Here is a 13,497-nt window from a genome sequence, read left to right on the forward strand (position 1 = left end):
ATACGCTGCAGGAGGCAAGTGGATTTTTTCTATTGAAAATCAAATTGTTTGGAAATTGTTTGAGTGCCTGGCACGCACCTAAACGAGTGCTAAAAAGGCTTGCACGATGTCACTACCTGTTTTAGTGGCTATTGATTCTGGATGGAATTGTAATCCGACAAGTGGATAGTGCTTATGTTGGATAGCCATAATTTCTCCATCATCACGCGAAGTGGCCGTTATAATAAAATCTTCATGCAACGTGGAGGGCTCTATGATTAACGAGTGATAGCGCATTACTTCGATTTCACCTTCGAATTGTGCAAAAACGCCTGTTTGCTCATACTGTAAAGCAGACAGCTTGCCATGCATAATATTTTTAGCTTGCTTAATTGTTCCCCCGAATGCCTGCCCTATCGACTGATGACCTAAACAAATTCCTAAAATCGGATATTTTGTATATAGTTCTTGTACAACTTGAACTGTGATTCCTGCCTCATTTGGTGTGCCTGGACCTGGAGATAAAATAATTGCTTCTGGTTGCATGTCGATTATTTCTTCAATTGTTACTTCATCATTCCTTACTACTTGAACTTCCTTACCAAGCATACTGACTTGCTGAAATAAATTATATGTGAATGAATCATAATTATCGATGAGTAAAATCATTTTTTAACCTCCAGTAGCGCACGAGCTTTATTTAATGTTTCTTCATATTCAGACAAAGGAACTGAATCGTACACAACGCCTGCACCTGCTTGCACATGTGCAAATCCATCTTTTATCACCATTGTACGAATAGCCAACGCTAAATCCATATCACCTGTAGCTGAAATATACCCTACCGCACCAGCATAAACGCCGCGCTTCACTGGCTCTAGCTCATTAATTAACTGCATTGCTCGAATCTTTGGGGCTCCCGACACTGTACCAGCTGGCAAACATGCGCTAAGGACGTCTAACACATGGACTTCATCACGAAGTTCTCCAATAACTTCCGATACAATATGCATGACATGTTTATAGCGTTCAATGTTCATATATTTCACAAGCTTTACTGTGCCAATCTTGGAAATTCTTCCGATATCATTACGCCCTAAATCAACTAACATTCGGTGCTCAGCGATTTCTTTTTCATCCGTCAATAAGCTTTCTGCAATTGCTTCATCTTGCTGTTGCGTTGTACCACGTGGTTTCGTTCCAGCAATTGGATTTGTTGTAACTTTGCGATCCTTGACCTTTACAAGACTCTCTGGAGAAGTTCCTAAAATTGTGTATGCCTCAAAATCCATATAAAACATATAAGGTGATGGGTTCGACGTTCTTAACTGCCGATATAAGGCAAATGGATTGCCCGTAAACGAAGAAGAAAAACGTTGGGATAACACGATTTGAAAAATATCTCCCTTCACAATATGCTGTTTTGCGCGCTCAACAATCGCAATAAACTCTTCCTTTGGTATCATTGGTTGGAAATCAATTGTACCTAGCTCCATTGCACCAAATGTCGTTCCTGCATGTAGCTGTTGCTCAATTTCAGCAATAGCAGCTTCCATCCTATCAAGTGTGCGCCCTTCATTAAATAAATCGATTGCTGCTAGTGTCACCTCTTGCTTCAAATGATCAAACACGATAAACGTATCATAGAAAAAAACATGGACATCGGGCATATCTAAATTATCGTGTAAATATTCACCAATTTTTTCAGCATAAAAGGCGGTTTCATAGCCAAAAAAGCCGATTGCGCCACCAAAAAAAGCAAAAGGATAGTCCGCTTCATGGAATGGCATTACTTCTTTCAGTTTTTTTAAGACATTATCGTTAGACGTATCAATTTTCATCCCTTTTGTATATTGAGAACCGTTTTTATCCCCAATCAGTTCTGCTATTGGGTTAACGGCGATAAAGGAATAACGCCCACTTTCCTCATGCTTGGCTGAAGATTCAAATAGCATCTTATGCTTTCCTGTCAGAGATTGATACACCGATATAGGCGTCATCATATCTCCCTGTAATACTTTGATGGCAAATCTACTAAGCTCAACTGTCATTCTTAATCTCTCCTTCACTATGCTCTGCTCTACTACACCAAAAAACCATATAAAAAGGCCTTTCCATCGCAAAGGACGGAAAAGCCGTGGTGCCACCTTTATTGGTCTTAAAAGACCCTCTCTAAGCCTTGTAACGTAGGCAAACGCTAATCCATACTTAACTTCTGGATTAGGGCTCCGAAGTCCATTCGCTATTTATTTGTACTAGCTTCCACCAACCGCTAGCTCTCTTGAACAAATAATAATAATTACTACTCTTCATCTAAGCCGATTATTAGTATATATTGTAATGTAAAATATCGAACAATTCAAATTATTTTTTCTCAAGTTTACACTCGTCCGGTTGTTCTGCAAGTACTATCTCATAATCTTGAACAACTTGGCGGATCACAAATAAAATATCCTGCCGTACATTTAACATAACAGCCGTATCGTTAGTTGCAACATAAAAACGAACAAGAACCCGATATGATGCATGATATAACTCATCTATATATACATGAATCAGCTCTTTTTCAGTATTTGCATGCAAATGTATTTGCTGATGAATGGTACTTAAAGCACTACGTAATGTTTCTTCTTCGTTTTCCGCAGCTACATATAAAAACAACTCACATTTTCGTTTCTCTCGTTTTGAAAAATTATAAATTGGACGATTTACTAAATAAGAGTTCGGCACATATACAAGCCCTTTGTCGCCTGTTTGAATAAGTGTACTGCGAAGATTGATATCCTCAATGGTACCTTCTATTTTTTGATCCTCTGTCGCAATCCAATCGCCTATTTGAAATGGATTGTCGAGTGCAACGGACATCCCACCAAAAACATGAGCCAAAGTATCACGAATACCAAAAGCAATCGCTACCCCTGTTAATCCAATTCCTGTCAAAAAGCCATTTAGATTAAAGTTCCAAAAGGACGCAATGGTAAACATAGCTAAAATCATAATAAGCACTTTACCGATACGAAGGAAAAACGGTAAAAGAACATTTTGCTCCTCGTCACTATTTAACTCTAATGGTTTCTTTGTATAATAGTGAAGCACATCATATACGCCTTTAAAGGCAAAAAACACCATGATAGACAACACAAAATTCTTTGTTGCAAAATGTGTAAATAAAAATACTTTAAGTAAATTCGATAAACTTAGGACAACTACTGCTGACATAAACGCATATCGAATTGCCTTATTAAATTGGCCAAGAACAGTCGCTTGAAAATTACGCTGTCTATTCTTTAAAAATGTAACAGTGCTCGTAATGATTTTCTTCAACACAAAATGCTGAAACAACCATCCCACAACACAAAATGCCACCGCAATAGTAATGTCTATCCATGTTGGCACAGTCAAGTTCGGTAATAACCATTTCAATGAATCCATGTAATACTCCTTTTACATACCTATGTACATTTTCAATTATATTTGTGCAAAAAAATTGATGTCACTGTTTATAGTAAAAATAAGCCGACCAATAACGATCTGGTCAGCTTCGCATTTTATTGAATCGCATCATCTGCAAAAATGGCTCTATTTGCAAACCAGAAGTGATGCTCATTAAAACAATGCTCATTCATCGCAATAACCGAAAATTCAGCATGGTAGCGTTGCTTCATTTCATCTAACATTGTCTTTGCACGCTTTCCTAATAAATGTGGTCCATCAACAGGATTCCCTTCAGTAAAAATCAGAACCTCTGTTTCTGCGCATTGCTGATTTTCTTGTAGCAAACCTTTTACAAACTGTAGCACAGGCAAAATAGCTGCTTCACCTTGTACCTTATATTCAATAAAATCTTTAAAATCAGATAGATTTAATTGACCATTTTCAAAGCGGAAGTGCACGTGAATTTGACAATCATATGGCACGATATATAAATCTCTTTGCTCTTTATACGCATTCATAAATAACGGCAAAATCATACTTTTACAAAGCGCTGAATACCTCTCCATGCCAAAAGTTTGTTCAAGACAAATAATAATAGGCCCTTGCTCTTCCTTGTAATCAATAAATGGCACATATAGTACATTTCCACTTTTAGTTGTATGTTGCTTTAACTTTTGACGTCTCGCTTCTTGCCATTTTTGCTCATAGTACATGCGTTGCTCTTTACTGTTGGCTAAGCGCTCGGCTTGTTCAATGGCTGGAACATTTTCACGAATTTCATGCATCACATTCGCTAGCTCAAGTGCAAATGCTGCCATATTACGCAGTGTCTCACTTTTGTAAAAATAATCAATAAAAAAATGTTGTTCCTTCTCACTTAGCTCTTCTAAATGTAAGTTTTCATATAGATAATCTAAGTAATTGCGTTGTTCTGACGAAATCTCTAGACCAAATTTCTTTATAAGTGATTCTACACCGTCTTTCACGAAGCAGCACCTCCTAAGAACATTTTTTGGATAATGTCTATAGTATAACCAAAAAATTTTTTTGACAATACAAATAAACACACTACCATATTTGACGTATGTGTAGAGTGTAATGTTGCCGCGATTTCTTATATTTAAGAGTGTATTAAAAAGTAAAAAAGAAGGGCCTCTTAGTCGCAGCCCTTCTTTTTTTAATTATTCAATTCATAATGTTTCCCTTTAATTAAGTAAAATAAATGTTCGGCAATATTCGTCGCATGATCCGCTGAACGTTCTAAATGACGACAGACAAATGTTAAATGTGTAAATTGCGAAATATGAGATGGGCTTTCTGCACCAGCACGTAGTAATAATGTTACTGTTGCTCCGTATAAATCATCGACATAATCGTCAAGTTCAGCAATTTCTTTTGCTCGGACAGTATCTTCTTCCTTAAAGGCTGTAATAATACTTTCAAGCATTTCGACTGTCTTACTACACATCGTTTGTAAATTTGTCGTTGGGAAGATTAGAGGCTCCTTACCTAAACGAATCGTCTCTTTTGCGATGTTAACTGCATAATCTCCCACTCTCTCCATATCAGATGCAGCCTTTACAAGAACCATAAGACGGCGCAAATCTGTCGCTACCGGCTGTTGCTTGGCAATCATCAAAATTACTCGATCATTAATTTCTTCCTCAAGGCGATTAATATATAAATCGTCTTCAATAATTTTTAATGATTTCTCCAAATCTTGCTCTAACAATGCCTCAAAAGATATTTTTAATGCATTAATACTATTGGTTGCAATTTCTACAAACTGTTCTTGAATTTCCTTTAGCTCTTGCTCAAAGCGTTCACGTACTACCATCTATAGTTCCCCCTATGCTTAGCCGAAGCGTCCTGAAATGTAATCTTCGGTACGTTGATCTGCAGGTGTTTGGAAAATCACATCTGTTTTGTCATATTCCACAACTTCGCCACTTAGGAAAAATGCTGTACGGTCTGAAATACGTGCCGCTTGTTGCATATTATGTGTAACAATAACGATTGAATAATCTTTTTTAAGCTCTTGTACAAGCTCTTCTACTTTTAACGTAGAAATTGGGTCAAGTGCAGAAGTGGGCTCATCCATTAAAATAACATCTGGCTCAATCGCTAAACAACGCGCAATACAAATACGCTGTTGCTGACCACCTGATAAACCATAGGCATTTTGATTAAGACGATCTTTTACTTCATCCCAAATAGCCGCACCACGCAATGATTTTTCAACAATTTCATCTAGAATTTTTTTGTTTTTAATGCCGTGGATACGTGGACCGTAAGCAATATTATCATAGATTGATTTTGGGAACGGGTTAGGCTTTTGGAATACCATTCCTACGCGAGTACGCAATTCCTCTACCGTATAGTTTTTATCTAAGATATTTCGTTCACGATATAATATTTCACCCGATGTACGAACAATCGGTACAAGCTCTACCATTCTGTTTAACGTTTTTAAATAAGTAGATTTCCCACAACCTGAAGGGCCAATAATAGCTGTTACTTCATTTTCATAAATACTTAAATTCACATCTTTTAAACCGTGATGATCACCGTACCATAAATTTAAGTTCCGAGTATCATACACTACTTTTTTCGCAACTTCAGCAGATGGCTTTACATTTATATTAATCGATTTAACAACTGAATTTTCCTCTTTAAAATCTAGTACCATAAGGTCACCTCATTAATAACGTTTTTGGAATTTATTTCGAATAAAAATAGCGATGGAATTCATCATTAGCAGCACAATCATCAGTACTAAAATCCCCGCTGCGGCTACATATTGAAATGCCTCTTGCGGTCGTTTAGCCCAATCATAAATTTGCATCGGTAATGCAGTAAACTGACTTAATAAATCATTAGGTAAAAATTGTAGAATAACAGGAATCCCGATTACTACAAGTGGTGCTGTTTCACCGATTGCACGAGATAAAGCTAAAATACTACCTGTTAAAATCCCTGGTATAGCAGCTGGTAATACGACACGTAAAATGGTTTGCCATTTCGTTGCTCCCATTCCATAAGAAGCTTCACGTTGTTCATTCGGTACAGCGCGTATTGCTTCTTGAGCAGCCACGATTATTACAGGTAATATTAGCAAACTCATTGTTAAACCTGCGGCTAAAATACTTTTACCTAGTCCCATCATACGAACAAAAATTGTTAACCCAAGTAAACCAAAAACAATGGAAGGTACACCTGCTAAGTTTGAGATATTCATGCGAATAAAATCATTCAATCTATTTTTCTTTGCATATTCTTCTAGATAAATCGCTGTTCCTACACCTAAAATAATCGATACCGGAGCTACTACTCCCATTAACCAAAGTGAGCCGATTAATGCAGCTTTAATCCCTGCTTTATCTGCAAAGCGTGAAGCAAAATTCGTTAGGAAATCAATGTTTAAATAACCTACTCCTTGCGTCACAATGCGGTAGAGCAAAATCGCTAGCATTACAAGCGCAAATGTAGTGGCCAAGAAAAACAAGGACTTCCACACTTTATTGAATGTAATACGTTTAGTCATTCGTTTCTTGACGACTGTATCATCGATATAGCGCATGCTAGTAAACCTCCCTGAAGCGTTTCGAAATATAATGAGCGATTAAGTTCATCACTAACGTAAAGATAAATAATGTGAATCCAACTGAATAGATGGAGTAATAAATCGTCGTTCCATAACCAGCATCACCCGTAGAAACTTGTACAATATATGCTGTCATCGTTTGGATGGAATCTGTGACATTTAAATCGAATTTAGGTGTCGATCCTCCTGCGAGCGATACAATCATAGTTTCTCCAATTGCCCGGGAAATAGCCAGTACGACTGATGCGACAATACCCGATAAAGCGGCTGGTAACACTACTTTTACAGCAACTTCAAACTTTGTAGCACCTAGCGCTAAAGCTCCTTCTCGCATACTGTTTGGTACAGATGACATGGCATCTTCTGATAGTGATGTAATCATTGGTAATATCATAATGCCCACTACAATCCCTGGACTAAGTGCATTAAATAGTTTAAGTTCTGGAATAATTCCTTGTAGCACTGGTGTGACAAACGTTAGAGCAAAGAAACCATAAACGATAGTCGGTACACCTGCTAATACTTCTAAAATCGGTTTAACTGTACGTCTTGTTTTCTCACTCGCATATTCACTTAAATAGATGGCTGAAGCAATCCCAAATGGTACTGCTACAACAACTGCAATTAATGTAACTTTCAGTGTTCCTGCGATAAGCGGTAAAATCCCAAATAACGGCTCCTTTCCAGAAAACGGTAGCCACTGTGTACCAAATAAAAAATCCGTAATCGAAACACGTTTAAAAAACTCAAACGTTTCAAAAATAAGGGTGAAAACAATGCCAAATGTTGTCAAAATCGAGATAAGCGCTGCAGAAAATAATAAAGCTGGCATGGCTTTTTCCACTATTTTCTTAGTTTTATGATTGCGCGAATTTGCTATTAATTGTTGCACAGATGATGTCTTATTTTCCTTTTGAGAAACCATTGGGTGCTCCTTTCCAATAAGCGAGGGAAAGAGCATCCATCTCTTTCCCTCTATGCATGTCTACTTATTTTAAGCCTTCTAAAGTTTTTAAGCCTTCAGCATATTTTTCTTCAGGTAGACGAACATAACCTACTGCTTCTGCCATATCCCCTGCATTTTCAAGTGTGAATTTTACGAAATCATATGCTGCAGCATTATCTTTCATCGCACTGTTTTTCACATAAGTGAATAGTGGGCGTGAAAGTGGCGTATATTCGCCTTTTTCAATTGTGTCATGTGTTGGTTCAATTCCATTGACTTTCACAATGTTTAATTTATCTTTATTTTCTAAGTAGTAAGCGAAGCCAAAGAAACCAATTGCATACTTGTCACCAGAAATACCTTGAACTAGCATATTATCATCCTCTGATAATGTCGCTGCACTTACTAGATCAGCACCATCTAACACGACTTCATCAAAGTAATCATACGTACCTGAGTCAGTACCTGGTGAGTAGAATACGATTTTTTCTGCAGGCCATGAAGGGTCGATATCTGACCATTTTTTCTCTGTGCCATCTTCAGTCCAAATTTTCTTTAACTGTTCTACAGTTAAATCCTTTGCCCAATCGTTTTCAGGATTCACCACTACTGATAAACCATCATATGCTAAAGCTAACTCAGTGTAAGCTATTCCAGCTTGGTCTAGTTTTTCTTTCTCTTCTGTCTTTATAAAACGAGATGCATTTGAAAAGTCTGTCTCACCTGCGATGAATTTTTCAAAGCCACCACCAGTACCAGAAACACCTACCGATACTTTGACATCCGGTTGTGCACCTGCATACTCTTCAACAACTGCTTCAATAATTGGTGCTACTGTTGATGAACCATCTCCAGCAACTGAACCTTGCAGTTTCTCGTCAGCAGCTTCTTGTCCTGAGTTCGCTGGTGCATTCGTTTCTGCATTGTTACCGTTTTGCGTTGAGTTGTCTCCGCTACATGCACCTAGCATTAATGCTGAACCCATTACCGCTGTCATCGTTAAGTACTTCCACTTTTTCATCTCATTTGCCTCCGTCACTAACTTTTTTATTTGTGTTTTGCCTTACAATCTTTACTATAATGACTTAATGTTGAATTCGTATAAACCGTTCGTAAAAGACACGTAAAGGAATGTAATGCTTTGTAAACGATTGTAAAGAGACATTTACAATTGCAATTAAATAATTTGCTTCCTTTAGCAAAGATGCTATAATAATCATTTGTGTCAGGAAATATTATAAGAGGAGTTTGACTTTGTGATTAATCATGCAAAAGTACAAAATGCCGATTACTTTAAAACATATTTAACACTTATCATGGATCATCGAGAGTTGTCTTTGCAGGAGGCTATTGATTTTATGATGACGACGTATTTCTATAATAATATTGAGCTTTATGGGGAAAAACCGAAGGAACAATTTGAATTGGCGATTCAACAGCTTATTCGCCAGTAGAAAGCTATATAGATACTAAAAACCGCTAGGCATATAACATGCGCTAGCGGTTTTTTTATTCTTGTTCATCTTCACCGATTTTATCTTTTGTAATCGCAGGTAAAATTGGTTGTTCTACTTTATTATCTGTCACTTTTGTCTTTTCATATTTTGCTTTTAGCTCATAGTAAGCATCTAAAGCACGTCTTGCAATCACGTTATTATTCGATAAATGTTGATTAAGGTTCGTCGTTGCCCATGGAATTACAACAGCATAAGCAATTTCAGGATTTTCATATGGCGCATAGCCAACATGCGTTAAATTAATCGTATTTGTACCATAACGTTCACGTAATGGTCCATAATATACTACTTCGGCTGTCCCTGTTTTCCCGGCAGCGGTAAAAGGTGCGTTCGAAAATGCTGAACGTGCCGTACCACGAGAACCCGTATATACACGATGCAAACCTTTTTTTACATAATTAATTTCTTCTTCTGTATTATCGATATGATTTAAAATTCTTGGTCCTACTTCTGTCACTAATTGTCCTAGCTGCTGACCATCTTTGGATGGATCACGCACTTCTTTCACGACATGAGGCTGAACACGATAGCCACCATTCGCTATCGTTGAAATATATTGTGCTAGTTGAAGCGGTGTATACGTATCATATTGTCCAATGGCTAAGTCGAGTGTTTTACCACCCATTGTTGGACCAGACGGACCTTGGACACCGCTAAATTCATTTGGTAAATCAATACCTGTTTTAACACCTAGCCCAAACTGTGCATAGGAATTACGCATTTTCGGGAATGTTTGATCATTTAAGCGCAGTGGCATCATATAACTATATGGCGTGCCATTAATAAGCATTGCCGTTTTAAACATATAAACGTTGGAAGATTGCTCAAGAGCGCTTAAACCATCCATTGAAATATAGCCACCAGCATTAAAGATCGATCTTTTAACGGGTGTACCAAGTAAATGGATTGGTTCATCTCCTAATACTGTGTTCGGAGTAATCGCCCCTAGTTTATAACCTGTCAGCAGTGTACCTGCTTTTACGACAGACCCTGCCTCATAAGCTGTTGTAAACGAGCCGTATGCATAATCCACAACTACATTTCTGCCAGTTTCCGAATCTTTTTCGATTTTTTTACCAACCATTGATAGGATATCTCCCGTATTCGGGTCCATCATGATGAGGAATGCTCGATCTAATAAACTTGAGCCAGACATTGCTTTTAACTTCAGCAGTTCTTCTTCTACAATTTTTTCATTAGCGACTTGTAACTCGCTATCAAATGTTAATACTAAATCTTTACCAGGCTCGCCTTCATATGTTGTAACGGTATCAACAACTTGCCCTTTTTTATTCGTAATATTTTTGACAACTGTTTTTTGCCCTTGTAAAAGTTCTTCATATTGCGCTTCAATATAACTTTCTCCGACGCGATCATTACGTGAATAATCACGTGCTAAATAATAATTGAGCTTCTCTTTCGGTATCCCTTTTGTTGGTACAGTTGTACGGCCTAACACAGAAAGGGATGATAGTTTAACACGCTTCCAGTCTGTCGTTGTGTTGACTCCTGGCAACTCAGTTAAACGCTCTGAAACACGAGCAAATTCATCTGCTGATACATTCTCACTTTTAATGATTTGAGGTGATAAATTGTAGCCTGATACCATCTCGCGGTAGATTGCTAATACTTCTAAATCCGCTTCCGTTAATTGTGCTAATTCCTCGTCTGTAATGCGCTCACGTACAATTTTATCGATTTCTGCATTCGCTTGACTTGTCGTAATATTTTCCTGTGTTTTAATTTTCGTTTGCTCTTCATCAGATATTTTTGCATATGCTGCGTCATGGTTTTTTAAAATCCAAAAATCCAATTTATCGCGTAATGTGACACGATTCGTTGGTTGCTCAATTAATTGAGCCAGCTTTTCAGCAATCGCTAGCATATCCTCCGTTTTAGTCGTCTGCATTTTTGTATACGTAATCGCGTTTTCAGGCTGATTATCCACTAAAATACGCCCATAACGATCATACATCCGACCCCTTGGCACACTTGTATTGACAGGTACTTCCTCCGTCCGCTCTAAAATACGAACATAATCTTCCCCTTTGACAATTTGCATATAACCAAGTCTAAAAATTAACATCGAAAATACGATAAATATAGCAAAGAAAAGGACATTCATACGAAATGTTAAATTAGAGTGATGTTTCGCTTTAACACTCGCTGCGCGATTTTTCCCCGGTGCTTTGCGCATATGTATTCCCCTCCTCATCTAATAACTGTTTAAATACACGATACCTAGTATACCATTCGAAGTTGCGTCAGAAAAGCATACTCTTGCATCATTTTCATAATTCGCCTTCTCATCATTAAAATACTAATTATTGAAAAATGTAAATAATAGAAGCATTCACATCACCTACACTACAGAAGGTCGCTTTTCACACTTCGTTGGAGGAGTCCCAGCCGTTTGCTTCGTTGACCTATTCGTAATTTTCGACTATTTATGAAATGATCTGCCATAAGAATCCCTAACTAGCGGAAGCATCATTTTAATTGACGGTACTTGGCAAGAAAAGTTTCCTTCCGTATATATGAATTTCTGACTATTCGAAAGCTACATCACTGAAAGCGCTAAAATCATATAAAAAGGACCATGCCAAGGTGATTTTTCACCTTATGCATAGCCCTTTACATAGAAATAATTAGTAAACTTCCACTTCACAAATGTTCCGCAGAAACCTAATTATTTTGCTTTATCGCAAATGATTATTTTGCAGCTTGAAATTTAGCTTCTACTGCATCCCAGTTTACTACGTTCCAGAAAGCACCGATATAATCTGGACGACGGTTTTGATAGTTTAAGTAGTAAGCGTGCTCCCAAACATCTAATCCTAAGATTGGTGTTTTACCTTCCATAACTGGAGAGTCTTGGTTTGGTGTAGAAGTAACTGCTACTGAATCACCATCAACGATTAACCAAGCCCAACCTGAACCGAAGCGAGTTGTTGCAGCTTTTGCAAACTCTTCTTTGAAAGCATCGAAAGAACCAAATTTAGCATCGATTGCTTTAGCTACTTCACCAACTGGAGTTTTTGAACCGCCTGGTGCGATTACTTCCCAGAATAGTGTGTGGTTAGCATGTCCGCCACCGTTGTTACGAACTGCTGTTTGTTTGTCAGCTGGAAGTGCATCGATGTTTGCGATTAAGTCATTAATGTCTTTTTCTGCAAATTCAGTACCTTCTACTGCTGCGTTTAGATTTGTTACATAAGTATTGTGGTGTTTAGAATAGTGAATTTCCATTGTTTTTGCATCGATATTTGGTTCTAATGCATCGTAAGCATAAGTTAATTGTGGTAATTCGTAAGCCATTATTAAGTTCCTCCCTAAAATAAAGAAATAATTAGTACATCCTTAGATTATCAAAATTGGTCAAACCATTCAATGAAAAATACCTCAAATTAAAGATTTCAGCCTTTTGACCGAAATAAATAATCCAATTTCTAATATACCCACTTCTTTAATTTGTTAAACTTTATAATTACCCCCACAATACGTTTAAATAGCAATAAAGAATACGACAATCATCACAATTTGAATAACTGCCTTGGCTACGGTTGACGTTAAAAAACCGATAAGGGAACCAACACCACTTTTTACAGCTTCATTAAAAGTTCTTCGCTCTACCATCAGCTCTGCAATGATGGCTCCTAAAAAAGGCCCAACTAATATGCCGGCAACCGGAATAACGAATGGCCCAATTAATAAACCGATTGTACTGCCCCACATACCTGCATTGGAGCCACCGAATTTTTTAATGCCAAAAGCATTTGCAACCGTATCAGCTCCAAAGAGTAGGACAACAAATAAAATTTCAATTGCCCAGAACCACCAACTTAAATCAGCAAATGAGAAAAATAATCCATAGACAATAAATCCACCTAGTAAAAATAAGACACCTGGGATTATCGGATACACTAAACCAACAAATGATACGATAAAGCAGGCAATCACTACGATCCAGCCAACAACTTCCATAAAAGCTCTCTCCTTTTGTCGTGCATGCCTTA

The 13,497-nt window shown here is 37.5% G+C and carries 13 protein-coding genes and 1 other annotated feature; of the genes, 1 reads left to right on the forward strand and 12 read right to left on the reverse strand.

Annotated elements, in window-relative coordinates:
• Nucleotides 1–78: 78 nt before the first annotated feature.
• From MKY08_RS13820 to MKY08_RS13860, 9 genes are all read right to left on the reverse strand, one after another.
• A complete protein-coding gene (locus MKY08_RS13820; RefSeq protein ID WP_069509098.1) occupies nt 79–648 on the reverse strand; it encodes an aminodeoxychorismate/anthranilate synthase component II in 570 nt (189 codons plus the stop codon).
• Nucleotides 645–2,030: an anthranilate synthase component I gene (gene trpE, locus MKY08_RS13825; RefSeq protein WP_069509101.1), complete on the reverse strand. Its 1,386-nt coding sequence runs from the start codon at nt 2,028–2,030 to the stop codon at nt 645–647. Before trpE ends, MKY08_RS13820 begins: the two co-directional genes overlap by 4 nt.
• 68 nt (nt 2,031–2,098) lie before the next feature.
• Nucleotides 2,099–2,304: a binding site (T-box leader), on the reverse strand.
• A 39-nt stretch (nt 2,305–2,343) separates the two neighbouring features.
• Complete coding sequence (locus tag MKY08_RS13830; RefSeq protein ID WP_069509104.1) at nt 2,344–3,411, reverse strand: mechanosensitive ion channel domain-containing protein; 1,068 nt, start codon at nt 3,409–3,411, stop codon at nt 2,344–2,346.
• A gap of 116 nt (nt 3,412–3,527) precedes the next feature.
• Nucleotides 3,528–4,400: a hypothetical protein gene (locus MKY08_RS13835; RefSeq protein ID WP_069509107.1), complete on the reverse strand. Its 873-nt coding sequence runs from the start codon at nt 4,398–4,400 to the stop codon at nt 3,528–3,530.
• Between the two features lie 191 nt (nt 4,401–4,591).
• Nucleotides 4,592–5,251 (reverse strand): phosphate signaling complex protein PhoU, encoded by a 660-nt coding sequence (phoU, locus tag MKY08_RS13840; RefSeq protein WP_069509110.1) that lies wholly within the window; start codon nt 5,249–5,251, stop codon nt 4,592–4,594.
• 18 nt (nt 5,252–5,269) lie between these two features.
• Nucleotides 5,270–6,055 (reverse strand): phosphate ABC transporter ATP-binding protein PstB, encoded by a 786-nt coding sequence (pstB, locus tag MKY08_RS13845; protein ID WP_308457622.1) that lies wholly within the window; start codon nt 6,053–6,055, stop codon nt 5,270–5,272.
• Between the two features lie 60 nt (nt 6,056–6,115).
• Nucleotides 6,116–6,994 carry a phosphate ABC transporter permease PstA gene (gene pstA, locus MKY08_RS13850; protein ID WP_069509116.1) on the reverse strand — a complete coding sequence of 293 codons (879 nt, stop codon included), beginning with the start codon at nt 6,992–6,994 and terminating at the stop codon, nt 6,116–6,118.
• Nucleotide 6,995: 1 nt separating this feature from the next.
• A complete protein-coding gene (gene pstC / locus MKY08_RS13855) occupies nt 6,996–7,943 on the reverse strand; it encodes a phosphate ABC transporter permease subunit PstC (RefSeq protein WP_069509119.1) in 948 nt (315 codons plus the stop codon).
• Between the two features lie 64 nt (nt 7,944–8,007).
• Nucleotides 8,008–8,985, reverse strand: a complete 978-nt coding sequence (locus tag MKY08_RS13860) for a PstS family phosphate ABC transporter substrate-binding protein (RefSeq protein WP_069509123.1) — start codon at nt 8,983–8,985, stop codon at nt 8,008–8,010.
• Between the two features lie 235 nt (nt 8,986–9,220).
• Between MKY08_RS13860 and MKY08_RS13865 the strand changes: the two genes are divergently transcribed.
• Entirely contained in the window at nt 9,221–9,418 is a 198-nt protein-coding gene (locus MKY08_RS13865) for a hypothetical protein (protein ID WP_256093118.1), read from the forward strand.
• Between the two features lie 55 nt (nt 9,419–9,473).
• Here MKY08_RS13865 and MKY08_RS13870 read toward each other — a convergent pair whose 3' ends face one another.
• The 3 genes from MKY08_RS13870 to MKY08_RS13880 all read right to left on the reverse strand — a co-directional run bounded on the left by MKY08_RS13870 (nt 9,474) and on the right by MKY08_RS13880 (nt 13,465).
• Nucleotides 9,474–11,678 (reverse strand): penicillin-binding protein 2, encoded by a 2,205-nt coding sequence (locus MKY08_RS13870; protein ID WP_069509125.1) that lies wholly within the window; start codon nt 11,676–11,678, stop codon nt 9,474–9,476.
• A gap of 515 nt (nt 11,679–12,193) precedes the next feature.
• Nucleotides 12,194–12,799 carry a superoxide dismutase gene (locus MKY08_RS13875; protein ID WP_024361290.1) on the reverse strand — a complete coding sequence of 202 codons (606 nt, stop codon included), beginning with the start codon at nt 12,797–12,799 and terminating at the stop codon, nt 12,194–12,196.
• Nucleotides 12,800–12,985: 186 nt separating this feature from the next.
• The gene (locus tag MKY08_RS13880) at nt 12,986–13,465 is read right to left on the reverse strand and encodes a DUF456 domain-containing protein (RefSeq protein WP_069509128.1); all 480 of its coding nucleotides are present in this window, start codon (nt 13,463–13,465) and stop codon (nt 12,986–12,988) included.
• Between the last annotated feature and the right edge of the window lie 32 nt (nt 13,466–13,497).

The organism is Lysinibacillus sp. FSL M8-0337, assembly GCF_038593855.1.
Taxonomy (GTDB): domain Bacteria; phylum Bacillota; class Bacilli; order Bacillales_A; family Planococcaceae; genus Lysinibacillus; species Lysinibacillus sphaericus_D.

Bases quoted from the DNA above. Each gene is read 5' to 3' on its own strand.
- MKY08_RS13820 (WP_069509098.1), bottom strand. From the start codon at position 648: ATGATTTTACTCATCGATAATTATGATTCATTCACATATAATTTATTT.
- trpE (WP_069509101.1), bottom strand. From the start codon at position 2,030: ATGACAGTTGAGCTTAGTAGATTTGCCATCAAAGTATTACAGGGAGAT.
- MKY08_RS13830 (WP_069509104.1), bottom strand. From the start codon at position 3,411: ATGGATTCATTGAAATGGTTATTACCGAACTTGACTGTGCCAACATGG.
- phoU (WP_069509110.1), bottom strand. From the start codon at position 5,251: ATGGTAGTACGTGAACGCTTTGAGCAAGAGCTAAAGGAAATTCAAGAA.
- pstA (WP_069509116.1), bottom strand. From the start codon at position 6,994: ATGCGCTATATCGATGATACAGTCGTCAAGAAACGAATGACTAAACGT.
- pstC (WP_069509119.1), bottom strand. From the start codon at position 7,943: ATGGTTTCTCAAAAGGAAAATAAGACATCATCTGTGCAACAATTAATA.
- MKY08_RS13860 (WP_069509123.1), bottom strand. From the start codon at position 8,985: ATGAAAAAGTGGAAGTACTTAACGATGACAGCGGTAATGGGTTCAGCA.
- MKY08_RS13870 (WP_069509125.1), bottom strand. From the start codon at position 11,678: ATGCGCAAAGCACCGGGGAAAAATCGCGCAGCGAGTGTTAAAGCGAAA.
- MKY08_RS13875 (WP_024361290.1), bottom strand. From the start codon at position 12,799: ATGGCTTACGAATTACCACAATTAACTTATGCTTACGATGCATTAGAA.
- MKY08_RS13880 (WP_069509128.1), bottom strand. From the start codon at position 13,465: ATGGAAGTTGTTGGCTGGATCGTAGTGATTGCCTGCTTTATCGTATCA.